Annotated in this window: 23 protein-coding genes and 1 other RNA gene; 12 read left to right on the plus strand and 12 right to left on the minus strand. The window is 65.2% G+C overall.

Annotation, left to right across the window (positions count from 1 at the left end; all coding sequences use genetic code 11):
- Positions 1–31 precede the first annotated feature (31 nt).
- The 4 genes from AC07M7_RS17020 (at position 32) to AC07M7_RS17035 (ending at position 6,758) form a co-directional block, all read left to right on the plus strand.
- Positions 32–1,258, plus strand: a complete 1,227-nt coding sequence (locus AC07M7_RS17020) for an efflux RND transporter periplasmic adaptor subunit (RefSeq protein ID WP_046983395.1) — start codon at positions 32–34, stop codon at positions 1,256–1,258.
- 112 nt (positions 1,259–1,370) lie between these two features.
- Positions 1,371–4,541, plus strand: a complete 3,171-nt coding sequence (locus AC07M7_RS17025; RefSeq protein ID WP_012510729.1) for an efflux RND transporter permease subunit — start codon at positions 1,371–1,373, stop codon at positions 4,539–4,541.
- A gap of 64 nt (positions 4,542–4,605) precedes the next feature.
- Positions 4,606–5,343, plus strand: coding sequence for an SDR family oxidoreductase (locus AC07M7_RS17030; protein ID WP_012510730.1), 738 nt, complete (start codon positions 4,606–4,608; stop codon positions 5,341–5,343).
- On the plus strand, positions 5,337–6,758 hold the full coding sequence (locus tag AC07M7_RS17035) for an efflux transporter outer membrane subunit (protein WP_004153207.1): 1,422 nt from the start codon (positions 5,337–5,339) through the stop codon (positions 6,756–6,758). The genes AC07M7_RS17030 and AC07M7_RS17035 overlap by 7 nt, the downstream gene beginning before the upstream one ends.
- Positions 6,759–6,800: 42 nt before the next feature.
- Here AC07M7_RS17035 and AC07M7_RS17040 read toward each other — a convergent pair whose 3' ends face one another.
- Positions 6,801–7,178 (minus strand): VOC family protein, encoded by a 378-nt coding sequence (locus AC07M7_RS17040; RefSeq protein ID WP_495207896.1) that lies wholly within the window; start codon positions 7,176–7,178, stop codon positions 6,801–6,803.
- A 139-nt stretch (positions 7,179–7,317) separates the two neighbouring features.
- Here AC07M7_RS17040 and AC07M7_RS17045 point away from each other — a divergent pair, with 139 nt between their 5' ends.
- Complete coding sequence (locus tag AC07M7_RS17045) at positions 7,318–7,581, plus strand: hypothetical protein (protein ID WP_046983382.1); 264 nt, start codon at positions 7,318–7,320, stop codon at positions 7,579–7,581.
- 20 nt (positions 7,582–7,601) lie between these two features.
- Here the strand turns inward: AC07M7_RS17045 and AC07M7_RS17050 are convergent, their stop codons facing one another.
- The 6 genes from AC07M7_RS17050 to hchA all read right to left on the minus strand — a co-directional run bounded on the left by AC07M7_RS17050 (position 7,602) and on the right by hchA (position 11,141).
- On the minus strand, positions 7,602–8,456 hold the full coding sequence (locus AC07M7_RS17050; protein ID WP_046983381.1) for an endonuclease/exonuclease/phosphatase family protein: 855 nt from the start codon (positions 8,454–8,456) through the stop codon (positions 7,602–7,604).
- 138 nt (positions 8,457–8,594) lie between these two features.
- Positions 8,595–8,840 carry a hypothetical protein gene (locus AC07M7_RS17055; RefSeq protein ID WP_046983380.1) on the minus strand — a complete coding sequence of 82 codons (246 nt, stop codon included), beginning with the start codon at positions 8,838–8,840 and terminating at the stop codon, positions 8,595–8,597.
- A 25-nt stretch (positions 8,841–8,865) separates the two neighbouring features.
- Complete coding sequence (locus tag AC07M7_RS17060; RefSeq protein WP_248298468.1) at positions 8,866–9,105, minus strand: hypothetical protein; 240 nt, start codon at positions 9,103–9,105, stop codon at positions 8,866–8,868.
- Positions 9,106–9,237: 132 nt separating this feature from the next.
- A complete protein-coding gene (locus AC07M7_RS17065) occupies positions 9,238–9,471 on the minus strand; it encodes a hypothetical protein (RefSeq protein WP_046983394.1) in 234 nt (77 codons plus the stop codon).
- Positions 9,472–9,558: 87 nt separating this feature from the next.
- Positions 9,559–10,263 carry a PA1136 family autoinducer-binding transcriptional regulator gene (locus tag AC07M7_RS17070; RefSeq protein WP_046983378.1) on the minus strand — a complete coding sequence of 235 codons (705 nt, stop codon included), beginning with the start codon at positions 10,261–10,263 and terminating at the stop codon, positions 9,559–9,561.
- Between the two features lie 5 nt (positions 10,264–10,268).
- A complete protein-coding gene (gene hchA / locus AC07M7_RS17075) occupies positions 10,269–11,141 on the minus strand; it encodes a glyoxalase III HchA (RefSeq protein ID WP_046983377.1) in 873 nt (290 codons plus the stop codon).
- A 379-nt stretch (positions 11,142–11,520) separates the two neighbouring features.
- Here hchA and AC07M7_RS17080 point away from each other — a divergent pair, with 379 nt between their 5' ends.
- Positions 11,521–12,744 carry a cytochrome P450 gene (locus AC07M7_RS17080; RefSeq protein ID WP_046983376.1) on the plus strand — a complete coding sequence of 408 codons (1,224 nt, stop codon included), beginning with the start codon at positions 11,521–11,523 and terminating at the stop codon, positions 12,742–12,744.
- Positions 12,745–12,761: 17 nt separating this feature from the next.
- On the opposite strand, the gene AC07M7_RS17085 is transcribed toward AC07M7_RS17080, so the two are convergent.
- Positions 12,762–14,792, minus strand: coding sequence for an esterase/lipase family protein (locus tag AC07M7_RS17085; RefSeq protein WP_295377915.1), 2,031 nt, complete (start codon positions 14,790–14,792; stop codon positions 12,762–12,764).
- 153 nt (positions 14,793–14,945) lie between these two features.
- Between AC07M7_RS17085 and AC07M7_RS17090 the strand changes: the two genes are divergently transcribed.
- Positions 14,946–15,407, plus strand: coding sequence for a methyltransferase family protein (locus AC07M7_RS17090; protein ID WP_295377912.1), 462 nt, complete (start codon positions 14,946–14,948; stop codon positions 15,405–15,407).
- A gap of 10 nt (positions 15,408–15,417) precedes the next feature.
- Here the strand turns inward: AC07M7_RS17090 and AC07M7_RS17095 are convergent, their stop codons facing one another.
- The 3 genes from AC07M7_RS17095 to ssrA form a co-directional block, all read right to left on the minus strand.
- Positions 15,418–15,894: a hypothetical protein gene (locus tag AC07M7_RS17095; RefSeq protein WP_046983373.1), complete on the minus strand. Its 477-nt coding sequence runs from the start codon at positions 15,892–15,894 to the stop codon at positions 15,418–15,420.
- Positions 15,895–16,044: 150 nt separating this feature from the next.
- A complete protein-coding gene (locus tag AC07M7_RS17100; RefSeq protein ID WP_248298466.1) occupies positions 16,045–17,550 on the minus strand; it encodes a S8 family serine peptidase in 1,506 nt (501 codons plus the stop codon).
- A gap of 343 nt (positions 17,551–17,893) precedes the next feature.
- Positions 17,894–18,286, minus strand: a transfer-messenger RNA (tmRNA) gene (ssrA, locus tag AC07M7_RS17105).
- Between the two features lie 45 nt (positions 18,287–18,331).
- Between ssrA and AC07M7_RS17110 the strand changes: the two genes are divergently transcribed.
- The 3 genes from AC07M7_RS17110 (at position 18,332) to AC07M7_RS17120 (ending at position 20,806) form a co-directional block, all read left to right on the plus strand.
- Complete coding sequence (locus tag AC07M7_RS17110) at positions 18,332–19,576, plus strand: hypothetical protein (protein ID WP_495207897.1); 1,245 nt, start codon at positions 18,332–18,334, stop codon at positions 19,574–19,576.
- 75 nt (positions 19,577–19,651) lie between these two features.
- Positions 19,652–20,029 carry a GNAT family N-acetyltransferase gene (locus AC07M7_RS17115; RefSeq protein WP_495207898.1) on the plus strand — a complete coding sequence of 126 codons (378 nt, stop codon included), beginning with the start codon at positions 19,652–19,654 and terminating at the stop codon, positions 20,027–20,029.
- Positions 20,030–20,233: 204 nt separating this feature from the next.
- Positions 20,234–20,806, plus strand: coding sequence for a hypothetical protein (locus AC07M7_RS17120; RefSeq protein ID WP_495207899.1), 573 nt, complete (start codon positions 20,234–20,236; stop codon positions 20,804–20,806).
- 121 nt (positions 20,807–20,927) lie between these two features.
- Here the strand turns inward: AC07M7_RS17120 and smpB are convergent, their stop codons facing one another.
- Positions 20,928–21,431 (minus strand): SsrA-binding protein SmpB, encoded by a 504-nt coding sequence (gene smpB, locus AC07M7_RS17125; RefSeq protein ID WP_040007975.1) that lies wholly within the window; start codon positions 21,429–21,431, stop codon positions 20,928–20,930.
- A 57-nt stretch (positions 21,432–21,488) separates the two neighbouring features.
- Here smpB and AC07M7_RS17130 point away from each other — a divergent pair, with 57 nt between their 5' ends.
- Positions 21,489–21,914, plus strand: coding sequence for a type II toxin-antitoxin system RatA family toxin (locus tag AC07M7_RS17130; RefSeq protein WP_012510750.1), 426 nt, complete (start codon positions 21,489–21,491; stop codon positions 21,912–21,914).
- A 3-nt stretch (positions 21,915–21,917) separates the two neighbouring features.
- Positions 21,918–22,175, plus strand: a complete 258-nt coding sequence (locus AC07M7_RS17135) for an RnfH family protein (protein WP_100468243.1) — start codon at positions 21,918–21,920, stop codon at positions 22,173–22,175.
- Positions 22,176–22,196 lie beyond the last annotated feature (21 nt).

Consider the following 22,196-nt stretch of genomic DNA (forward strand, 5'->3'; position numbering starts at 1 on the left):
GCTGTACCACCCCTCCGTACGGATGCATGCCATGACTTCCCCCAATACCACCCCACATCGTTTCGGCCATCGCATCGCGATGGTCGGCGTGTCGATCCTCGCCGCAGCCGTGCTTGCGGCCTGCAGCGGCGGCCACGCCGAAGAAGCGGGCGCACCGCCGCCGCCGCAGGTCAGTGCCGCGCCGGTCCTGGTCAAGCAGGTCAGCCAGTGGGACGAGTTCAGCGGCCGCGTCGAGGCGGTGCAGAGCGTTGAACTTCGCCCGCGCGTGTCCGGCTACATCGACAAGGTCAACTACGTCGAAGGCCAGGAAGTGAAGAAGGGCGAAGTGCTCTTCACCATCGACGCGCGCAGCTACCAGGCCGAGTACGATCGCGCTGCTGCCGAACTGGCCCGCGCCCGCACCCAGGCGACGTTGGCCCGCAGCGAATCGGAGCGTGCCAAGCGGCTGTCCGAGCAGCAGGCCATTTCCACCGAGACGGCCGAGCAGCGTCGTGCTGCGGCCGACCAGTCCGGTGCGGCCGTGCAGGCGGCGCAGGCGGCGGTGGATGCCGCCCGCCTCAACCTGGAGTTCACCAAGGTGCGGGCCCCGATCGACGGCCGTGCCGGCCGCGCGATGGTCACCGCTGGCAACCTGGTCACTGCGGGCGACAGCGCCAGCGTGCTGACCACCCTGGTGTCGCTGGATACCGTGTTCGTCTACTTCGATGCCGACGAAAGCACCTTCCTGCGCTACGCACAGATGGCACGCAAGGGCGAACGCCCGAGCGAGCGTGACAGCGATCTGCCGGTGAAGGTCGGCCTGTCCGGCGAAGAGGGCTACCCGCATTCGGGCAAGGTCGACTTCCTCGACAACCAGGTGGCCCGCAGCACCGGCACCATCCGTGTCCGTGCACTGCTGGACAATGCCGACCGCCAGTTCACCCCGGGCCTGTTCGCCCGTGTGCAGCTGCTCGGCAGCGGCCAGTTCCAGGCCCTGCTGATCGACGACAAGGCGGTACTGACCGACCAGGATCGCAAGTACGTCTACGTGGTCGACAAGGATGGCAAGGCCCAGCGCCGTGACATCCAGCTCGGCCGCACCGCCGACGGCCTGCGCATTGTCGAACACGGCCTGGCCGCCGGCGACAAGGTGATCATCGATGGCGTGCAGAAGGTCTTCATGCCGGGCATGCCGGTGCAGGCCAAGGCCGTGGCGATGCAGCCGCAGGCTGCGCCGCCGGCACCGGGTCGCGATGCCACCGCTGCACTGAACCACTGAACCGCGTCCCCGCTTAGCTGCCGGCGCCAGCGGCAGCCTTCCCTGCCTTCGTCATATCGGCGAGGGGCAGGGTGGCTGTTGCCCGCCGAACGCCTTTTCCAGGAATTCCTCCATGGACTTTTCCCGTTTCTTCATCGACAGGCCGATCTTCGCGGCGGTGCTGTCGATCGTGATCTTCGCCGCAGGCCTGATCACAATTCCCATCCTGCCGATCAGCGAGTACCCGGAAGTGGTCCCGCCGTCGGTGGTGGTGCGCACGGTGTATCCGGGCGCCAACCCCAAGGTCATTGCCGAGACCGTCGCCACGCCGCTTGAAGAAGCAATCAACGGCGTCGAAGGCATGATGTACCTGAAGTCGGTTGCCGGTTCCGACGGCGTGCTGCAGATGACCGTCACCTTCCGCCCGGGCACCGACCCGGACGCGGCCGCGGTGAAGGTGCAGAACCGCGTGGCGCAGGCGCAGGCGCGCCTGCCCGAGGACGTGCGCCGGCAGGGCGTGACCACGCAGAAGCAGTCGCCGACCTTCCTGATGGTGGTGCACCTGACCTCGCCGCAAGGCAAGTACGACACCCTGTACCTGCGCAACTACGCCCGCCTGCACGTCAAGGATGCGCTGGCGCGTATTCCGGGCGTGGGTGACGCGCAGATCTTCGGTGGTGGCGACTACGCCATGCGTGCCTGGCTGGACCCGGACAAGGTCGCCTCGCGCGGCCTGACCGCCAGTGACGTGGTGCGCGCCATGCGCGAGCAGAACGTGCAGGTCTCGGCCGGCCAGCTCGGCGCCGAACCGCTGCCGAACAGCCAGTTCCTGACCCTGATCAATGCCCAGGGCCGCCTCAAGTCCGAGAAGGAATTTGGCGACATCGTGCTCAAGAGCGGTGTGGATGGCGAGATCGTGCGCCTGGCCGACGTGGCCCGCCTGGAACTGGGCGCCGGTGACTACACCCTGCGCTCGCAGCTGGACGGCAAGAACGCGGTGGGTATCGGTATCTTCCAGTCGCCGGGTGCCAATGCACTGGAGATCCGTGACCAGGTCATCTCGACGATGGACGAGATGCAGAAGACCATGCCGGCCGATGTGAAGTACGAAGCGGTGTATGACACCACCATCTTCGTGCGCGACTCGATCAAGGCCGTGGTCTCCACGCTGCTGGAAGCCATCGCCCTGGTGGTGCTGGTGGTGATCCTGTTCCTGCAGACCTGGCGTGCCTCGATCATCCCGTTGATCGCGGTGCCGGTGTCGGTGGTGGGTACCTTCGCAGCGCTGTACCTGCTGGGCTTCTCGATCAATACGCTGAGCCTGTTCGGCCTGGTGCTGGCGATCGGCATCGTGGTCGACGACGCGATCGTGGTGGTGGAGAACGTCGAGCGCAACATCGAGGAAGGCCTGTCGCCCACTGCGGCGGCACACCAGGCCATGCGTGAGGTGTCCGGCCCGATCGTGGCGATCGCGCTGGTGTTGTGTGCCGTGTTCGTGCCGATGGCGTTCCTGTCCGGTGTCACCGGCCAGTTCTACAAGCAGTTCGCGGTCACCATCGCCATTTCCACGGTGATCTCGGCGATCAATTCGCTGACCCTGTCGCCGGCCCTGGCCGCGCGCCTGTTGAAGCCGCATGACGCGGCCAAGGACGCTCCGACCCGGATCATCGACCGCCTGTTCGGCTGGGTGTTCCGTCCGTTCAACCGCTTCTTCAAGTCCAGCTCGGAGAAGTACGAGCGTGGCGTGTCGAAGATCCTCGGCCGTCGCGGTGCGGTGTTCGTGGTCTACGCGATCCTGCTGGTCGGTACCGGCGTGATCTTCAAGCTGGTGCCGCCGGGCTTCATCCCGACCCAGGACAAGCTGTACCTGATCGCGGGCGTGAAGCTGCCGGAAGGCTCGTCGATCGCGCGTACCGATGAAATGCTGCGCAAGGTTGCCAAGATCGCCCAGGAAACCGATGGCGTGGCCCACACCATTTCGTTCCCGGGCCTGAACGCACTGCAGTTCACCAACACCCCGAACACCGGTGTGGCATTCATTCCGCTCAAGCCGTTCGCCGAGCGTCATGGCCGTACCGCCGCGCAGATCAACGCCGAGATCAACCAGAAGATCGCCGGCCTGCAGGAGGGCTTCGCGTTCGCGATGATGCCGCCGCCGATCCTTGGCCTGGGCAACGGCAACGGCTACCAGATGTTCATCGAGGACCGTGGCAACCTGGGCTATGGTGCGCTGCAGAACGCCGTGCAGGCGATGCAGGGTACCGTCGCGCAGACCCCGGGTATGGCCTTCCCGATCAGCAGCTACCAGGCCAATGTGCCGCAGCTGGATGCTGAAGTGGATCGCGTCAAGGCCAAGGCGCAGGGCGTGCAGCTCACCGAGCTGTTCGACACGCTGCAGACCTATCTCGGTTCGGCCTACGTCAATGACTTCAACCAGTTCGGTCGTACCTGGCAGGTGATCGCCCAGGCCGACGGCCCGTTCCGCGAGAGCGTCGAAGACATCGGCAAGCTGCGTACCCGCAACGACCGTGGCGAGATGGTGCCGATCGGTTCGATGGTCACCATCAAGCAGACCTTCGGCCCGGACCCGGTGCTGCGCTTCAACGGCTACCCGGCGGCTGACCTGGCCGGTGAGGCCGACCCGCGCCTGCTGTCTTCGGCCGAGGCGATGAACAAGCTGACCGAGATCGCCGGCAAGGTGCTGCCGGTGGGCATGACCACCGAATGGACCGACCTGAGCTACCAGCAGGCAACCCAGGGCAAGGCTGCCTTCATCGTGTTCCCTGTGGCGATCATGCTGGCCTTCCTGGTGCTGGCCGCGCTGTACGAGAGCTGGTCGCTGCCGCTGGCGGTGATCCTGATCGTGCCGATGACCCTGCTGTCCGCGCTGTTCGGCGTGTGGCTGACCGGAGGTGACAACAACGTGTTCGTGCAGGTCGGCCTGGTGGTGCTGATGGGCCTGGCGTGCAAGAACGCGATCCTGATCGTCGAATTCGCCAGAGAGCTGGAGATGGGCGGCAAGGGCATCGTTGAATCGGCACTGGAAGCGTGCCGTCTGCGTCTGCGCCCGATCGTGATGACCTCCATCGCCTTCATCGCTGGCACGGTGCCGCTGGTGCTGTCGCATGGTGCGGGTGCCGAAGTGCGCTCGGTGACCGGTATCACCGTGTTCGCCGGCATGCTGGGCGTGACCCTGTTCGGCCTGTTCCTGACGCCGGTGTTCTACGTAGCCCTGCGCAAGTTCGTCACCCGCAATGGTGGTGGCAAGCTGGTGCAGCACGGCGAGCCGACCATCCATCACTGACATGGAACCCCGTCGCCGCCGGTCACTGGCCGGCGGCGGCTTTCCCCTCACAAGGCATGAATCCATGAACTCCCATCAGAACAAGATCGCGCTGGTCACCGGCGCTACCCGCGGCATCGGCGCCGAGACCGTGCGCCAGCTGGCCCAGGCCGGCGTGCACACGCTGCTGGCCGGCCGCAAGCGCGAGACCGCCGTCGAGCAGGCACTGAAGCTGCAGGCCGAGGGCCTGCCGGTGGAGGCCATCCAGCTGGACGTGACCGACGCGGCCAGCATCGCCGAAGCGGTCGAGCAGGTACGCCAACGCCACGGGCGCCTGGATATCCTGGTCAACAACGCCGGCATCATGATCGAGAACCCGGCGCAGGCGCCGTCCGAACAGTCGCTGGATACCTGGAAGCGCACCTTCGACACCAACGTGTACGCGCTGGTGGCGGTGACCCAGGCCTTCCTGCCGCTGGTCAGGCAGGCCAAGTCCGGGCGCATCGTCAACGTATCCAGCATGCTCGGTTCGCAGACCCTGCACGCTGATCCGACTTCGGGCATCTACGATTTCAAGATTCCGGCGTACAACGCCTCCAAGGCGGCGGTGAACAGCTGGACACTGGCGCTGGCCCATGAACTGCGCAGCACCCAGATCAAGGTCAACACCGTGCATCCGGGTTACGTGAAAACCGATATGAACGGCGGCCACGGCGAGATCGAGATCAGCGAAGGCGCGCGCTCCAGCGTGCAGATGGCACTGATCGGCCATGAAGGTCCGAACGGCAGCTTCACTTACCTGGGTGAGGTGCTGCCATGGTGATCCGCACGTTGGCGATGGCCGTCTCCAGCCTGGTGCTGGCAGGCTGTGTCAGCGTCGGCCCGAACTACAAGGCGCCGGTGCAGGAACCGGTGGTCCTGCAGGGTGCGCAGCAGCCGGTATTCAGCACCACCTCGCCAGTCGCCAGCTGGTGGGCGCAGTTCGATGATCCGGTGCTGGAAGAGCTGGTGCATGGCGCACTGTCGGACAACCTGGACCTGCGTGTGGCCGTGGCCCGCGTCAGCCAGGCCCGTGCGGTGTTCGTCGAGAGTCGCTTCGACCAGGCGCCGCATGTCACCGCAGGCGGCAGCTATGATCGCCGCAAGCAACCCGATCCGCAGCTGGGTGGGCAGCGGGTGTTCAGTGAAAGCTACCAGCTCGGCTTCGATGCGGGCTGGGAGCTGGATCTGTTCGGCCGCAAGCGCCGTGCTGCAGAAGCCGCGCGTGCCGACCTCGATGCCGAGCAGGCCAACCTGGCCGACGCGCAGGTGCTGGTCGCCGCCGAAGTGGCACGCAACTACTTCGAGCTGCGCGGCACGCAGAAGCGCATCGCCGTGGCCCAGCACACTCTCGTCAATCTGCGCGAAACGCAGAAGCTGACCGAGGCGCGCTGGGAACTGGGCGCCGGCAGCGAGCTGGACGTGCAGAGCAGCCGTGCACGGCTGAAGGCGATCGAGGCCGATATTCCGCTGCTGGAAGTGGCCGAGACGCAGTCGCGCAACCGACTGGCGGTGCTGCTGGGCCAGCGTCCGGAGACGCTGACCGCGATGCTGGCACCGCACGAAGTGCCGGCCTATGCCAAGGCGTTGCCGCTGGGTGATACCCGCGAGCTGCTGCGCCAGCGTGCCGACGTGCGCGTGGCCGAGCGTCGCCTGGCGGCGGCGACCGCACGTGTGGGCGTGGCCACTGCCGATCTGTTCCCGCGGCTGTCGCTGTCCGGCTTCGTCGGTTTCCTTGGGGGTGACGCCAGCGGTCTGGTCAACGGCAACAACAAGGCCTGGTCGCTGACCCCGTCGTTGAGCTGGGCGGCGTTCGACTTCGGCACTGTGCGTGCACGCCTGCGTGCCAGCAAGGCCGAGGCCGAAGGTGTGGCCGCGCAGTACGAACAGGCCGTGCTGCTGGCACTGGAAGACACCGAGAACGCGCTGACCCGCTATTCCAAGCAGCAGGCGCGCCTGGCCATCGTGGTCGAGCAGGCGCAGGCGGCACGGCGAGCCGAGTCGCTGGCGCAGATCCGCTACCGCGAAGGTTCGGAAGACTTCCTGACCCTGCTCGATGCACAGCGCACCCAGCTGTCCGCTGATGATGCATTGGCCGCGGCCGAAGCCGAGGTCAATGTCAGCGTAGTGGGTGTGTACAAGGCGCTGGGCGGCTGGGGGCAATCGCCGCAGCAACCCAGCGTGGCGCAGGTGCAGTAAACCGGAGGGGACGGACGCAGTGGCTTCCGTCCCCTTCTGCTTTCAGGGCCAGTGATTGGCCGATACCTCACGCTCGCGCATGTGCACGATGCAGAAGCGATGCCCGGTGGGCGCTTCCATCACCCACCAGCGTTTGACGAAACCGACCCGGCGGGCACCGAGTTTTTCCAGCCTTTCGGCTTCGGCGTCGATGTCGTCGCTTTCGATATCCAGATGCACCCGCGACGGGTGATCGACACGTTGCACTTCCACGTTCAGGGCCGCGGGTGCGCCCTGCAGGTCGGCGTACTCGGCGCCGCCTTCGGCATAGGCGGGTTGCGCCTTCAGGCCAAGCGCGGCGGCCCAGAAGCGTGCGCCTTCGTCGGGGGGAATGCCCTCGCAGTCGATGATGAATCCGGCCAGGCGGCTCTGGTGTGCCATGCCCTTCTCCACAGTTCGGGAATGGAGGAAGGGTAGCGCGTCGCGTGCTGTGGACGTTGTCACAGTCATGACGTTTCTGACTCTGCCAGAACCGGGGCCCGCGGTGTAACTAGTGGGGCAGATTCAAGGAGGGAAGGCGATGAGCGATGACAAACGCGATACCCAGCGCATGCTGTTTGGTGATCCGGGACCGCCTGGCGCAGGGCTGTCGGTAGCGGTCGTAGTGCTGATGGTGTTGGCTACGATGGCGGCTGCGATCGGCTTCGTGCGCCTGCCGGATCAGATGCTGGGGCTGGGCCTGATCGGCATCTCCGTGTTCCTGGCGATCGGCGCGCGCATCTGCCAGGCGCGCAACCAGCATCAGGCGTTGTATCGCCTGTTGTCACGGCAGCCGCCACCGTAGTCGCGGCTGCCGCATGGGTTTCAGTGTGCCGGCCAGTCCAGCTCGACCACCAGCGGGAAATGATCGGACGGCAGCACGCCATCGACGCGCCGGTCATCGGTGAGGAAGCTGCGCGCATGGAAACCACGCACCAGCACCCAATCCAGCTGGGAGGTGGCCTTGCCGGTGAAGTCGTGGAAGGTCAGGCGCGGGCCCTGCGGCGCCTTCACCTGGGGACGGGTGTCCTGCAGCACGCGGGTAAACGCCTTGTAGGTGTCGCCGCCCGGTTCGCTGTTGAAGTCTCCGGTCAGCACCACCGGCAGGTCGGCCGGCAGCAACGCCAGGCGCTTGCCGATCAGTTCGGCACCCTTCACCCGGCGCGGCTCGTCCTCGTCGCGGTAGGGCAGGTGGGTATCCATGAAGTAGAAACGACGGCCATCATCCAGACGCCGGAACAGGGCCCAGGTGACCATGCGCGGATACAGGTTGCCCCAGCTGATGCTGCCGGGCACGTCGGGCGTATCGGACAGCCAGAAGTTGCCGGACTCCTCGATGGCCAGCACCGTGCTGTCGTAGAACACGCCCATGTGTTCGTCACCGCTTCCACCGCGGCGGCCTTCGCCGAACCAGCGGTAACCGGGCAGGTGCTCGGACAGGTAGTCGGCCTGCTCCTTCACCAGTTCCTGAGTGCCGATCACGGCCGGGTGTGCATCGAGGATGACCTTGACCATGGCATCGCGACGGTCCGGCCAGCGCTTGCCCGGTTCGGTATCAGCCGGGGTGCGGACATTGAACGACATCACCTTCAGTGGCGCCGGCGCAGCGGCCCAGGCAACGGCAGGCAGAGCAAGCGCCAACAGTGCGCACAGCGCAGGGCGATGGAAGCGCGACAACATCGTGGAATCCCTCCATTCCATGAAAACGGTTTCACGGAGCATGCCATGGAACGCGGGGGCAGCGGTATGCCGGGATGGGCGGCTGGCCGGTGCCGGGCGGGCGATGAAAGCGCCGCCCGGTGGATCGCGTGAGCGCGATCAGGGGTCGTACATCATCCCGTTTTCGTCACGGTTGTAATGCCCGGCCACTTCGCGGGAGCCATCGTCGTAGACCACGTACGTCGTGCAGCGTTGGTGGAACACGTTTCCAGCGACGCGGAAGGGCACGCATTCTTCCTGGACCTCGACGACTTCGGCGGCCGTCGTGGTGGCGACCGGGGCCAGCATCGACACGGCAAGCACGGCGGCAAACGAACATGCCGACAAACCTTTCTGCAGTCTCATCCTCACGCTCCTTGTTGGTGGGGGCTTACATCAGGTACGGATTGCCGTATTCGTCGATCCAGTACTCAGTGAGGAAGATATCGCCGCCGGCATCGGGCATGGTCACGATGCAGTGCTGGTGGATGCGGTAACGCTCCACTTCAAACGGTTCGCAGCGGGTCACGCTGCCGGGCGGGGAGGTAACCCCCGCGCGTGCGGTACCTGCAGACATCATTCCAGCGACTGCCACAACCAATGCGGCCATTGCGGCCAAGTCCAGTTTCATGGGCATCATCCTTGTGTCTGAAATCGCGCGTTCGCGCTGTGTCGTGCAGCCGCCGCGCCCGCAGTTCTGTTACGCGAGGGCTGCTGCGTACGCGCCGGCCCGGCTCGCGGCCCGACGCAGTCCCCGCGCGGATCAGTCGCGCAGGTAGGGGTTGCCGTACTCGTCGATCCAGTACTCGGCTGTGTAGACATTGCCGAATTCATCGGTGTAGGTTTCCGTGCAGTGGTGGTGAACGCGGTTGCGGTCCACATTCACTGGCACACAGGAAACATTCTCTCTCGGGACCCCTGTGTTGGCGTCCGCCACCGGAGCCAGGGTTGCAGTTGCCACCAACAACGCGGCCATCGCGGCCAGTTGCAGTTTCATAAGCATCATCCTTGCTTTCTGCAATCGCGCACATGCGCATGGCGTGTGTATCACGTGAATCCGACTGCCGGAAGTGCCTTGCCGGGATCAGTCCTCGATCTCGCCGCGACGGCTGGCGGCACGCACTGCCTGCGCGGTGGTCGCCACACCCAGGCGTTGGCGCGCGTGGCGCAGGTGGTTCTCCACCGTGCGCGTGGAAAGCCCAAGCGTAGCCGCGATCTCAGCCTGCCGGCGGCCGGCGGCAACCCAGCGCAGCACTTCGCGCTCGCGGTTGCTCAGCGCGCTTCCCGAAAGCTCGGCAGGCGATTCGGCCAGTTGGCGCGCGGCTCGGAATGCTGCAGTTGCAGCAGCCTCCAGCTGCAGGCGCGCGCTGGCCGACGCGTCGATTGACGTACCGGCAAAGCTGATCGCGCCCTCCAGGCCGGTGGTGCCGAACACCGGCACCTGCAGACCGTGCAGGCCCTCGCCACGTGGCTGCTTTACCACTTGGTAGCGTTCGCCGCGCACGCCCTGGCGCTTGCTCCAGAAGAACGGTGCATCGCTGTCCAGTACGTGGCGATTGACCGGACAGGTGTGCAGGTAGCGGGCGAGGTCGGTATCGTTGCCATCGCCGAGCCAGTCGCCCTCTATCCAGTACACGCGCTGCGCGTCGCGCTCCAGCCCGGTGCCGGTGGCGAATACCAGCACACGATCGTAGCCAAGTGGCGCGGCGACGCCGCGCAGCAACGCGCCCACCGCAGCCAGCGAGTGGGCGTTTTCAAGGCCAAGCAGTGCCTGCACCAGCTCGGCCATCGGGGTCAGCGCCCGGCCAGTGTGTCGAGCAGGGTGCGTGCGGCCAGCTTGCCCAGCGCGTTGCCGGCAAGTGGGCTGTCGCCGGTCAGCAGCAGGCGGTCCTGCAGCACGCTGCCGTCGATGCCTTCGTTGACGATCTGCACGCCCTGCTGCGCAAGCCGTTCACCGAAGAACCACTGCAGCTGCCCCGGCATGTAGCCGATGTCGGGTGTCTGCCGGTCCATTGCATCGGGGAACGCGCAGATGCGATAGCCACGGAACAGTGAGCCGCCATCGGCTTCGTCGACGCCGGCAGCCAGCAATGCAGCAGGGCCGTGGCAGAGGGTGATGATGTGGCGTTGCTGGGCAATTGCCCACTGCAGGGTGGCCTTCACCGCGCGGCTTTCCGGCAGGCCGATCAACGCGCCATGGCCACCGGGGATGAACACTGCTGCGTAGTCCGAATCGGCATCGAGGCCGGCCACCACGTCGTGCAGCTGCAGCGGCTGGCGGAAGCGCTCTTCATAGCGCTCATACAGTCCGCCGATCTCCTTGTCCTCGCGCGGGAATGCCCACCATTCGAACTTGGTGGCATTGCCGGATAGCGTCGCCACGTCGATCTCGAAGCCGGCCTTGTCCAGGTGGTACATCGGCAGCAGGGTTTCCACCGGGTGGTTGCCGGTGGAAAAAAGATGGCCGTTGGCGGTGGGCAGATAGCGCTCGTCGGCGGCGATCATCAGCACCTTCCAGCGGCCATCGCGGCGCGCATCCGGGTAGTCGGCGCCGGACAGGTCACTCTTCGCCGAAGTGAACTGCGACAGCGCGTACGGGGAAGGGAAGAAGGCGTCACGCTCGGCCGGATCGGGACTGGGCTGGCGGCTGGACTCTTGCGTGTTCATGCGGACCTCCTGCGGGGAAAGTGGGGCCAGCATAGAAGGGCCGCTGCGCACGTGCGATGAGGGAATTCCCCCAATCTGCCACGGTCCTGATGTTGCACCGCGCCACATGGCCTGGTTGGACAGCAGCATTATGTCGTGCTATCTAGCCGGTGCCGGGATAATCCCGGCATAACCACACAGCAAGCAAAGGAATGAAAATGAAAAGATTCGCCCGAGCATTGCGCGTCACTCTGAATATCCATCCGAACGAGAAGAGCAGTGTGTGGAATACCTGGCCGCTCTGGGTCGAGTTCTGATCCTGCGGGGCAACCCCGCGTTTGAGCGGTAGCAAGACGAAGGGACTCGTCTTTCGAGTCCCTTCCTGCCGGAGGCGCACTGCATGCAAGGGATGTCGAATGAAGGCAGCACCGTTGCTGCCGAGCGGTTGGCCGCGCGCGTGGAGCGCGAAGGACCGGTACTGCATCTGGAAACCGGCGGCATCGGGGTGTTCTGCCCGGAGCTGGCCGGGAAGGTTGACAAGGAGAATTCCGAGCACCTGTTCGTGGTTGAATCGCTGGCCGATCTGTTCCGCCGGCACGAGCGCGTGCGCTGGACCGAAGTACGCAGCCTGATTGCCGCCTGCAGTGCCGAGCTCACTGGCGTGGATACCCTCAAGACGCTGCAGTCGCGCATGCGGCAGGCACTGGATGCGCTGTGCGGGCATGAATTGGATGCGACGCCGGCGGTGTGGAAAGTGATGGCGCATCCGCTCGTTCCTCTGGTGATCGACGGGCTTGATGCACGCGGTACCGCTGCCATCGAACGTGCCCTGCATCTGCGCTACACCACCCAGGTCGAGCAGGTCATCCACCGGCGCCACCTGCTGCGCAATTTCCTCATCGGCCGTGGTGAGTCGCGGACGATCCATGCAGAGTTGAAGCGCCGCGTCCGTAGCGGGCGCTCTTCGCTGGACTACGCGCAGTCACTGCTGACGCTGCGTGAGCGCATCGGGCTGGACAAGGTCACCTATCTGGTTACGGTGCAGTTGATTGCCATCTCCGGGGTGCCGGGCATGATGGCTGCCTGCCTGCTGCTGGCCATGCAGATGCATCCGCATTGGCGGCAACGCATTGAAGAGGAGTTCGCGCCGCTGTCGGACGCTGAGATCCATGCATTGCCCATCGCCCGCATTCCCTGCACGATGCGGTTCCTGAAGGAAGTGATGCGTCTGTACTCCACGCCTTTCAACAATCGACGCGTGGCGGCCTGCGATCTGCAGGTGGATGGGCAGGCCATCAAGGAAGGCACGGTGTTCGAGCTGAGCTCGTTCATCCAGCACCGGTCGTCGAAGTACTGGGACGATCCGCTGTTGTTCGATCCAGACCGCTGGTTGCCCGAGCGTCGCAAGCGGACGGCCGGCATCTATGTGCCTTATGGCTTCCCATCGCGTTCCTGCGTGGGATCGGCGGTGGGAAATGCGCAGCTGGTACTCCTGTGCGCGCTGCTCGCACGCGAATATCGATTCACCCCCGGCGCGGATTACCGCCCGGAGGTGCGCATGGAGGGCTTCGCGATCCCAGCAGCGCTGCAGGGTACGTTCTCGCGCCGCGCCTCGGCTTCCTGAGGAGAGGGACGGGCGGATCAGTTGCCCGCGCGGTCATGCTCCTTCATGTCCTCGTGCAGGATCCGCCGCAGTTCGACGATTGCCGGGGTTGCCTCCTGCACGCTGTGCCCGGACACGATCACCTTTTCCGAAACCGCATGCGGCAGGTGCGAGCTCCAGTACGGCACCAGCCCATCGTCGGTCTTCTCCAGCGGGCCGTCGGCCTTGGCGCGGGCGATGATCGAGTGGTAATGCACCTTCGGCGCCATTGGCAGGTCGGCCACGGCGCGCACGAAGGGATCGTCCTTGTCCAGGTTCTGGATGCTGTTCATCTGGTAGCCGTGCTTGCCGTCGTTGCGATCGATCTTGCCGTCGTTGGCGATAGTGGCCACGTCTTCCAGAACGGTCAGCGGCAAGCGCACCAGGCGGCCGATCCAGCGGCCCAGGCGGGTGCTCGCCACATCGGTACCGCGGTGCGGCGTGGCGATGAACACCACGCGCGATACTTCCGGTTCCGGCAGGAAGGTCAGCACCGGCGCGCCCTTGGTGCGCAGCAGTTCCTGCTGCGCCGGCGTCATCTGTGCGGTGGCCAGCAGGGTATCGACCAGGTGGTCGCCTGAAGAGGAGATCATCAGCCGCGCAATCACGCCGCCCATGCTGTGCCCGACCAGCACCATGTCATGCGAGGCCTGCGCCTTGCCGCTGGGGTCGAAGTGCTGGAAGACCTCGGCCAGCGTATGACGCATCGCATCGTGGCTCATCGCGATCGGCATGTTGGTCGGGTAGTAGAACTGCCAGATCTGGAAATCCTGGCGGATCTCCTCGTCGCGCATCAGCTCGTTGGCGACGTTGACCCAGGCTTCCGGGCTGCTGGCCAGGCCGTGGATCATCAGCAGCACGCGACGGTTCGGATCGTACGGCTGCATCATGTACAGGTGCGGCGTATCGATGCCGCCCTTGCCACCGAACAGCGAGCGCAGCGACTGGTGGCTGAAGTTCGAGCGCGCCAGCCACAGTGCGTAGCCAGCGGTGAAGTTCGCGGCCAGCGGCACTTCCTGTCCGTGCAGGGTGACTTCCGTGACCTGGTAGGGATCGTGAATCTCCAGTTCCGGCTCGTCGTCGTGCAGCACTTCCCACAGGTTCTTTCCGGAGAAGCGCAGCAACACTGTCATCGATGGCGAGGGCATCTCGCTCCAACTGCGCTGCGTCGCTGCCGTCGCTGCCGTCGCGGTCGTAGACGCCGTAGAGGCCGTAGTTGGCGTGGCGCTGGCATTGGCTGGATCATTCATCACAGCCACCAGCTCCGCGCCGAAGCCATCGCGGCGGTGCACGCTGCGCAGCGTGCCGGTGAACGAGAGCGAGGCAGCGGGCACCAGCTCGGTGGGGGTACGCGTGTCCAGTGGTGAAGCTTCGCCCGATGGGGCGAGTACGAAAGTCCAGCGGCCGAGCTGGAAATGGCTGGCTTCGCTGTGCACGCGGCCGGTGGCATAGGCGTTGTACAGCTGCACCGAAGCTTCCTGCACGGCCAGGTTGTAATAGTCACGCACCTGGGTCTGGCGATCTTCGAAGCCACGCTGGTTGGCGGTGCGCTCGGTGAAGAACAGATACCCGTAAGCCTGCCGCGCGACCTGCATCCAGGCATCCAGGCGCGGCTGGAAGTCGGCGTCCAGTTCGGTGATGGTGGTCTTGGCCCGGCCCGAGGCGGAGTACTCGCGTTTCGGTGCGGGCAGGGTCATGGCGTACTGCAGCCACAACTCGGCAAGGCTCGAGCGCTTGTCCTCCTCGCGCACCACGATGGTGGCTTCCATCGCTTCGATGCAGGGCAAGCCAGGTTTGGCGCAGACGCCTTCGTCCAGGCCGGCCACGCGCAGGGTTTCCGTCGTTGCCGAGCTGAGCTTGCCGGTGGTGAGGATGTCGCCGCGCTTGAGCGCGATGTACTGGCCGGGCGTGACCGAGGCCACCTGCACCGACGGCCCGAACTGGCGCAGCGTCGCGCAGCCACCAAGGGTGAGCAGCACGGTGATGATGAGGGTCGTGCGGCCGATGAAGCCCAAGCCCGTGGTTGCCATACGATCCTCCTGCGCGGTGGCGACACTCTAACGACAGGCCTGTCAAAGCGGAAGATACCGGGCAGTCGGTTTGCCAAGCCAAAGCACCGCCACCCGGGCGATTCAGGCATTTCCGTGTGACACTGGGGTGAATGGGGTGATGCAGGGACTGCGATGCGGTGGCTTGAAACCCGTGTTCCACCACCGCTGGTGATGCTGCTGTGTGTCGCTGCCGGTTACCTGGCCAGCCGCCTGTGGCCGGGCACAGTGTTGTCATTGCCGATGCCGGCACTGCTGGCGGGCGGGGTGATGGCCATCGGCCTGGTGCTGAACCTGCTGCCGAAGCTGGCTTTCCAGCGTGCGCGTACCACGGTGAACCCGCTGCGTCCCTCGGCGTCGAGCGCGCTGGTCACGCACGGGGTGTATCGCTACACGCGCAATCCGATGTATCTGGGCCAGGCGACCGTCCTGGCCGGTGCGATGCTGTACCTGCAAAACCTTACCGCGCTGCTGGCCGTGCCGCTGTTCGTGCTGTACATCACCCGCTTGCAGATCGTGCCGGAAGAGCGGGCACTGTCGGCCCGCTTTCCCGAGGCCTATGCAGGCTTCCGCCAACGCGTGCGGCGCTGGCTGTAGACCTGTGCCGTTACGGAGTGATCTGGCACTTCACCGCCGCCGAATAACCTTCGTAGTCGTCGCCGGCGATCACGTGCAGGGTGTGGCGTTTGTCGATGGCTTTCACGTAGGAGGGGGCTTCGGTGTTGGCGTGCTCGTTGACCGTGGTTACCGACCAGGACTTGGCCAGGCGCTGCGAATCGACACCGTTCAAGTACACGAAGATGCTTTTCTCACCCGCGGCCACGTTCACATCGGCACTGCTGATGGTGCCGCCGAACAGGGCAACCGGCGAGCTCTCAGGCTCGAACGTACCGCCCGGCTTCTTTGCCAGGCCGGCTGCCTGCAGCGCGTCGATCGCCTCGGCCGCGCTGAAGTTCGAACCGGCCTTGCAGGCGAGCAGGGCTTCCAGCGTGGCGGTACCGGGTGGCGCGATGGCCGCATGGGCGGCCGGACCTGCGACAAGGGCAGCCAGGGCAAGGGCGAATACGGTGGGTGCGGTTTTCATTGCAGATCCTTCTGTTCTTCTCGGAGCAGGGTACGTTCCGATAGGGTCACAGAGTCTCGATCATGCGCCGCCATTCCGGCGTGACGAACGTACCGGATCGGATCACCGGCAAGCAGCGCAGCGGTCTCGGAAGGCCGCTGCGCCATGCCATCAGTTGCTGGCGGCCTTCACCGCTTCTGCGGCGTCGACAATGCCCGGTCCGCAACCGCCGGGGCAGTTCGCCGCCGCGATCGGGTGCGCGGTTCGACGCAGGATGTCCTTGACCTGGTCGGTGGTCTTGGGCACCGGCGCCACCGCCTGCATCAGCGCGACGATGCCAGCGACGTGGGGCGCCGCCATCGAGGTGCCGGACATGAAGTCAAAGGCGTTGTTACCCACGGTGGACAGGATGCCCTGCGCCGGATGCTGGCGGGTGGGTGCGCAGTTGGCCTGGCTCGGCGGCGTGGCCAGTGGCAGGAATTCGCCCACCGACGCACGGCACGACCAGGTCTCACCACCCGGTGCGGTGATGTGGATGCCTGCGCCATAGTTGGAGTAGAACGCACGACGACCGCCCTGATCGTTGGCAGCAACCGCGATCACACCCTTGCAGTTCGCCGGGGCGAACTCGGACACATCAAGATTGCTGTTGCCGGCGGCGACCACCACGATCGTACCCTGGGCCGTGATGTCGTCGATTGCATCCTGCTCGGCCGGCGAGCAGGCGCGGCGGCCGCCCAGGCTGAGATTGATGACTTCGGCCGGGTTGGCATTGGCAGGGACATTGGGCACGTTGATACCGGCACTCCAGAGCATGCCGTCGATGATGTCAGCGGAACCACCATTGCCCTGGTTTCCCAGTACGCGCACCGGTACGACTTTCGCGTTGTAGGCCACGCCGGCCACGCCGATCTGGTTGTTGGTCACCGCAGCGACCGTTCCGGCGACGTGGGTGCCGTGTGCAATGCCTGAGGCATCGAATGCATCGGCGTCGCGTCCGTCACCATCGTCGGAGCCACCACAGCCGGGATTCATTCCCCCGATGATGCACTGCCAATCACTGAACGGACGGGTCGACGAGATCATGTCGTAACCCGGCAGCAGGTTTGCCTGCAGGTCGTTGTTGTTGAGATAGCCCGAATCAACCACCGCAACCACCACACCCTGGCCGGTGGAGCGATCCCACGCGCCGGGCAGGCGAGCGCCACTGGTCGGGTTGCTGTAGTGCCATTGCTCCCCATAGCGCGGGTCGTTCGGCGTGGCGAATGCACTCATCATGTAGTTCGGCTGCACATACTCGACGTCCGGATCGTCGGCGATGCGCTGCATCAGGATCTCGGCCTCCGGACGGTCCAGTGGCTTGTCCGTGGTGACCACGTCGGCTCCACCGCCCATGCGGCGTTGATGGGTCACGGAGGCAGCCGAAGTCGGTGCGCTGCCGATCGAACGCTTGCTGCGCTGCTGGACGCCGAGGCGCTTCTTCAGCGCGTCCTGGGCGGTGTCGGCGGAGACGCGCTTGCTGCTGCCGTCCCGGTACTTGACGATGAAACTGCTGTACTGCTCGTTGCTGGCCATGCCTCGCGTCCATACCCGTTCGGTGGGTTGGGCGAAGGCGGGGGCGCTGGCCAGGACCAGGGTGATGGCACTGGCAAGGGAAACCCGAAGCGACGTACGCATGGATACAGTTCCTTTGTGGAAGATGTGTCGAACAGGCCGTGCCCCTCGGGCTCGGCTTCGGTGTGAAGGGTGCAGGTGACCCGTGGTCTCCTCTTGATGGCGACCAAGGACGAACGGCTTCGCGGGCACATCCCCCCCAAGGAGAGGGTGGGAAATTTCTGAAGTGGTTTAGTGATGTCGAAAGCGAGAGAAGATGTGCAATGCCGACATTGCTTGACGGCATCGGGTCGCGACTGCGCCTGGGTGGTGAATTTCGCAGCGAGGCGAGGCGGGCAATAAAAAAGCCCGGAAACCCACGTTGGTGGAATTTCCGGGCTTCTTCGGTTCGTGACGAACCGTTCGTTGGTGGAGGTGGGCGGAATTGAACCGCCGTCCGAAGGCACTCCATCCCCAGCACTACATGCTTAGCTCACCGTTGGATCTCATCCCCGAGCAGCACGGTGTGCAAAGCGCACCCGGGAACCAGCCTGTTGTGTTCTAGTGCCGGACTGACAGGCAGCCGCCCAGCGCGATTCCATGATAATGACTCTACGCTGCGAGCATGGACACAAGCAGTTTCGAGGCTCCGCCTAAGTCGGCAGAAGGTCACGCACCGCAGTTTTTAGGCTGCGAGAGCGACCGGAGCGTAGTTGTCGTCGTTGGCAACTAGAGTTTTGCAGCTGGATTTACGAGGAAAGCTACCCCCTCGGCATGCGCCAGGCGACTTCACAACCCCCGTCGAAACCAATGCACCCCCGGTTTCTTCAAGTCTTGCAAGGCTTTCAGGTTCCAAGTTGACCAGATGTCGCCCAGGAACCTGCCTAACGGGGCAAATGGTACGGCAATCTTCCTGAACAGTCACGCGCGGGGATTTCCTCGTGCCCCTGCCGCTTGGCACGTTGCCATCCCCGGGGAGGCGTGCTCGAATTTCCCGACGTCATTCCACGGGCCTCCCATGGTCGTATCCGTCAGCTCCGGCAAGATGCGACTGGGATGGGCGGGTGCGCTTGCCGCGGCCGTTCTGGCAATGCAGGCATGGCCCGTCGTAGCGGCCGAATCCCCGCAGGCGACGGTGGAGGTGGCTTACAGTCCATCGCTGGACCTGTTCAACCTGCTCGACAACCTGCCCGATTGGCTGCCGGGATATACCGCTTCGGTCTACAAGAAGGAATGGCAGCGGCGCTTCGGCCTGGACGAGCGGGACCGCGCGTTGTTGGCGGCCTATGCCGCATTCCGCCAGCGCACGTCGCCACTGGTGCGTGATCACGAGGTAATGGCCGCGGCAGCCGAGCGGGTGTTCGCAGGTGCAGATACCCGCGACGGCGATCCGTTCGCCAGCCATTTCCTGGCGGCAGAATCGTTCGATGCAGCCGTCAGGGCCGCGATTGTCGGCCAGGACCGCCGTGACCAGAAGCTGCTGTGGCGGTACTACGCGCACTTCGCCCCGCATGCCCGCCTGCTGCTGGCAGGGCAGGCGCCATTCAACGCGCAGACGCGCGAACTCGCACGGCAGCTGGCATCCGACCCGGTCGGTGGGCTTGCGGCGCAGATGCAGGCGTTCTTCAGAGTGGATGCTCCAGCCACCTTCCAGGTGCGTTTCCTCTGGTGGCCGGATGCGACGCAGACCCAGGCCAAGCTGCGGGGCGGTTACATCTTTCTGTTCTCGACGTTCGATGCCGAGGAAGACTGGGCACCGATCGTGATGCACGAGTACAGCCACTTTCTTTCCGCTGGGCAGCCGCCAGCACAACGAAGGGCGTTGGCCGAAGCCTTCGTGACGTTGTGCCCGGCCGCGCTGGCGCTGCGCAACCCATTGAATGCGCTGGAGGAACCACTGGCGATCTACTGGGGCCAGTACCGGTTCGAGCAGGAGGTACGGGGTGGCACGCTGTCGCCGGAGTCGTCCTGGTACATCCAGCCCCATGCAGACCGGGCAGCGAAGTCGCTCGCGGCAGCGTTCCCGGCAACAGGTCCTGCGCCACGCCTGGAGGCCGGCCCGCTGTTGGATGCAGCGGCATCTGCCTGTGCTGACGACAAGGTGAAATAGCGTTGGGCGCTGCGCCGGGTGCACGCAGGGTTGATAGGATCAGGATCCCGGATATGCAGCCTATGGACGGAGCCGATGTCGCTTGAAATCGCTGTAACGGATGAACCCAGCAACGAGGCGCTGGACCTGATTGGCAGTGGCCTGGACCAGTTCAATCTGGAGGCTGCGGGGTATGCCGATCGACGCGCGCTGGCGGTACTGGTTACCGATCCGGCCAGCGGCAAGGTGGTAGGGGGCCTTACAGGGCGAACGTCGCTGGGCCTGTGGTTTGTCGATCTGTTCCATCTGCCACCGGCATACCGCGGCAGCGGGCTGGGCTCGCGTGTGCTGAAGGCTGCGGAAGACTGCGGAAGACGAGGCGCGGCGGCGGGGTTGCCGCTCCGGTGTGCTGTACACGATCAGCTTCCAGGCGCCGGACTTCTATGTGAAGCATGGCTGGACCGTATTCGGTGAAGTGCCGTGCGATCCGCCGGGTACGTGCAGGGTGTTCCTCAGCAAGGATCTGTCAGCGGGGTGAGCACGGCCGCCACCCGCGCGTCTTGTCAATCCGCAACTTGTTGTAGAGCGCCTGTCATAGCGGATTGCTAACTTCGTGGGCACGAATTTGCGACACACTGGCAACGACCATCCAAGCCAGGACAGACACGGAGACGGTGGGTGACCGATGCAAGCCAACAACGCAGCCTGCGACAACTGGTCGGGCCGGTCGGTGCCGACTACCAGCGGCGCGCGTTGCCGCCGGGCTGGGTGTGGGCGGTGCTGGCGGTGCTGCTGGCGGCCACCTGGCTGACTGAGTTGCCGGCTACGGCCGCTGCCGCGTTGGTGGCCAGCGCGGTGGTGGTGCATTGGTCGCAGCGGGGCCGGTTCCATTGGCTGGGCTGGCGCCTGCCGGCGCTGGCGGTGCTGGCTGCCCTGCTGTGGGGGCCGGAGGTGCTGTCGCAGTGGTTTGAGCACGGGCTGGCCATGGTCCTGATGTCGCTGGCCAGCCTCAGTATTGGTGTGCACGTGTGGCAGTCGCGGCAGATGGCCCGGCAGCTGCAGGGCGCGGCTGATGCGCTGGATGACGCCCAACTACTGGCGCTGTTGCCGGCTGATGCGGCTGAACTGGCCCGCAAATGGCGGGCGGGCGATGACCGCTACGCGCCGGAACTGGCCGTGGTGATGCACCTGGCAGTGATGCATGCGGCGCTGGCGCCGCGGATGCGCAGGCAGGGCATTCTGGCTGGCTGAGCCGCATCGTGTTGTAGAGCCGAGCCCATGCTCGGCTGCTTCACCGCAGTCGAGCACGGCTCGACTCTACAAATGCCGAAGCCGAGCATGGCTCGACTCTACATGGTCATGTGCAAGGGCCTTACGCGTCGCGGTTACCGCGACGCATCACGCGCTGCTTCTCGATCGCCCAGTCACGATCCTTGGCGGCATCGCGCTTGTCGTGGGTCTGCTTGCCCTTGGCCAGCGCCACTTCCAGCTTGATCTTGTTCTTGCTCCAGTACATCGCCGTTGGCACGATCGTGTAGCCATCACGCTCGACCTTGCCCACCAGCTTGTCGATCTCGCTCCGGTGCAGCAGCAGCTTGCGCTCGCGCCGGTCATTGGCCACCACATGGGTCGAGGCCTGGATCAACGGGGTGATCTGCGCGCCGATCAGGAAGATCTCACCATCCTTGACGTAGGCGTAGGCGTCGACGATGTTGCCGCGGCCAGCACGGATCGACTTCACTTCCCAGCCCTGCAGGGCCAGGCCGGCCTCGAAGCGATCTTCGATGTGGTACTCGTGACGGGCACGCTTGTTCAACGCGATGGTTTTGTTGGCCGTCGCGCTCTTTGCTTTATCCTTGCCGCTGTTCTTGCTCATTTCCGTATTGTCTCCGATTCGGGCCCGCCCGGTCGATTGCCGAAACGTCCTGTATTCATGCCAACTATCCGCCGCAGCGCCCTGGTCGAACATTCGGCCGCACGCATGTTCGACCTGGTCAACGATGTCCAGGCTTATCCGCGCCGCTTCCGCTGGTGCTCGGCTGCCCAGATCCTGGAGCAGGGCGAGGACCGCCTTGTCGCGCGCCTGGACCTGGGCCTGGGCTCGTTCAGTACCTGGTTCCAGACCGAAAACACCCTGCAGCGCCCGCACAGCATCGACATGCAGCTGCGTGACGGTCCGTTCAAGCAACTGCACGGCCGCTGGGAATTCCATGTGCTGGCCGAGGATGCCTGCAAGGTGACCCTGACCCTGGAGTTCGAGCCCAGCTCGCGGCTGCTTGGCCCGGCATTGGCGATCGGCTTCCAGGGGCTGGCCGACCGCATGGTCAACGACTTCGTCCGCGTCGCCGACGAGGCCTGAACGATGATCGAGGTCGAGGTGGTGCTGGCCTGGCCGCGACAGGTGCTCTCGCGCCGGCTGCAGCTGGAAGAGGGCGCCACCGTGGCTGAAGCCATTGTCGCTGCCGCGTTGGAAGGCAGTGCTGGATGCCCGGCCGTGGCCGTGCACGGCGTACTGGCGCGCCCGCAGCAGGTACTGCTGGATGGCGACCGCATCGAGCTGCTACGCCCGCTGCTGGCCGACCCCAAGGACAACCGCCGGCGTCGCGCGCTCGGCGGTTGATTCCCGCAACCCGTCCGCGTG

The sequence above is a fragment of the Stenotrophomonas sp. GW821-FHT09E08 genome (genome assembly GCF_059416125.1).

What these genes read in the sequence shown, in the direction of transcription:
- AC07M7_RS17020 (WP_046983395.1), top strand. Translation starts at nt 32, where the DNA reads ATGACTTCCCCCAATACCACCCCACATCGTTTCGGCCATCGCATCGCG.
- AC07M7_RS17025 (WP_012510729.1), top strand. Translation starts at nt 1,371, where the DNA reads ATGGACTTTTCCCGTTTCTTCATCGACAGGCCGATCTTCGCGGCGGTG.
- AC07M7_RS17030 (WP_012510730.1), top strand. Translation starts at nt 4,606, where the DNA reads ATGAACTCCCATCAGAACAAGATCGCGCTGGTCACCGGCGCTACCCGC.
- AC07M7_RS17035 (WP_004153207.1), top strand. Translation starts at nt 5,337, where the DNA reads ATGGTGATCCGCACGTTGGCGATGGCCGTCTCCAGCCTGGTGCTGGCA.
- AC07M7_RS17040 (WP_495207896.1), bottom strand. Translation starts at nt 7,178, where the DNA reads ATGGCACACCAGAGCCGCCTGGCCGGATTCATCATCGACTGCGAGGGC.
- AC07M7_RS17045 (WP_046983382.1), top strand. Translation starts at nt 7,318, where the DNA reads ATGAGCGATGACAAACGCGATACCCAGCGCATGCTGTTTGGTGATCCG.
- AC07M7_RS17050 (WP_046983381.1), bottom strand. Translation starts at nt 8,456, where the DNA reads ATGTTGTCGCGCTTCCATCGCCCTGCGCTGTGCGCACTGTTGGCGCTT.
- AC07M7_RS17055 (WP_046983380.1), bottom strand. Translation starts at nt 8,840, where the DNA reads ATGAGACTGCAGAAAGGTTTGTCGGCATGTTCGTTTGCCGCCGTGCTT.
- AC07M7_RS17060 (WP_248298468.1), bottom strand. Translation starts at nt 9,105, where the DNA reads ATGAAACTGGACTTGGCCGCAATGGCCGCATTGGTTGTGGCAGTCGCT.
- AC07M7_RS17065 (WP_046983394.1), bottom strand. Translation starts at nt 9,471, where the DNA reads ATGAAACTGCAACTGGCCGCGATGGCCGCGTTGTTGGTGGCAACTGCA.
- AC07M7_RS17070 (WP_046983378.1), bottom strand. Translation starts at nt 10,263, where the DNA reads ATGGCCGAGCTGGTGCAGGCACTGCTTGGCCTTGAAAACGCCCACTCG.
- hchA (WP_046983377.1), bottom strand. Translation starts at nt 11,141, where the DNA reads ATGAACACGCAAGAGTCCAGCCGCCAGCCCAGTCCCGATCCGGCCGAG.
- AC07M7_RS17080 (WP_046983376.1), top strand. Translation starts at nt 11,521, where the DNA reads ATGCAAGGGATGTCGAATGAAGGCAGCACCGTTGCTGCCGAGCGGTTG.
- AC07M7_RS17085 (WP_295377915.1), bottom strand. Translation starts at nt 14,792, where the DNA reads ATGGCAACCACGGGCTTGGGCTTCATCGGCCGCACGACCCTCATCATC.
- AC07M7_RS17090 (WP_295377912.1), top strand. Translation starts at nt 14,946, where the DNA reads ATGCGGTGGCTTGAAACCCGTGTTCCACCACCGCTGGTGATGCTGCTG.
- AC07M7_RS17095 (WP_046983373.1), bottom strand. Translation starts at nt 15,894, where the DNA reads ATGAAAACCGCACCCACCGTATTCGCCCTTGCCCTGGCTGCCCTTGTC.
- AC07M7_RS17100 (WP_248298466.1), bottom strand. Translation starts at nt 17,550, where the DNA reads ATGCGTACGTCGCTTCGGGTTTCCCTTGCCAGTGCCATCACCCTGGTC.
- AC07M7_RS17110 (WP_495207897.1), top strand. Translation starts at nt 18,332, where the DNA reads ATGTCGCCCAGGAACCTGCCTAACGGGGCAAATGGTACGGCAATCTTC.
- AC07M7_RS17115 (WP_495207898.1), top strand. Translation starts at nt 19,652, where the DNA reads ATGTCGCTTGAAATCGCTGTAACGGATGAACCCAGCAACGAGGCGCTG.
- smpB (WP_040007975.1), bottom strand. Translation starts at nt 21,431, where the DNA reads ATGAGCAAGAACAGCGGCAAGGATAAAGCAAAGAGCGCGACGGCCAAC.
- AC07M7_RS17130 (WP_012510750.1), top strand. Translation starts at nt 21,489, where the DNA reads ATGCCAACTATCCGCCGCAGCGCCCTGGTCGAACATTCGGCCGCACGC.
- AC07M7_RS17135 (WP_100468243.1), top strand. Translation starts at nt 21,918, where the DNA reads ATGATCGAGGTCGAGGTGGTGCTGGCCTGGCCGCGACAGGTGCTCTCG.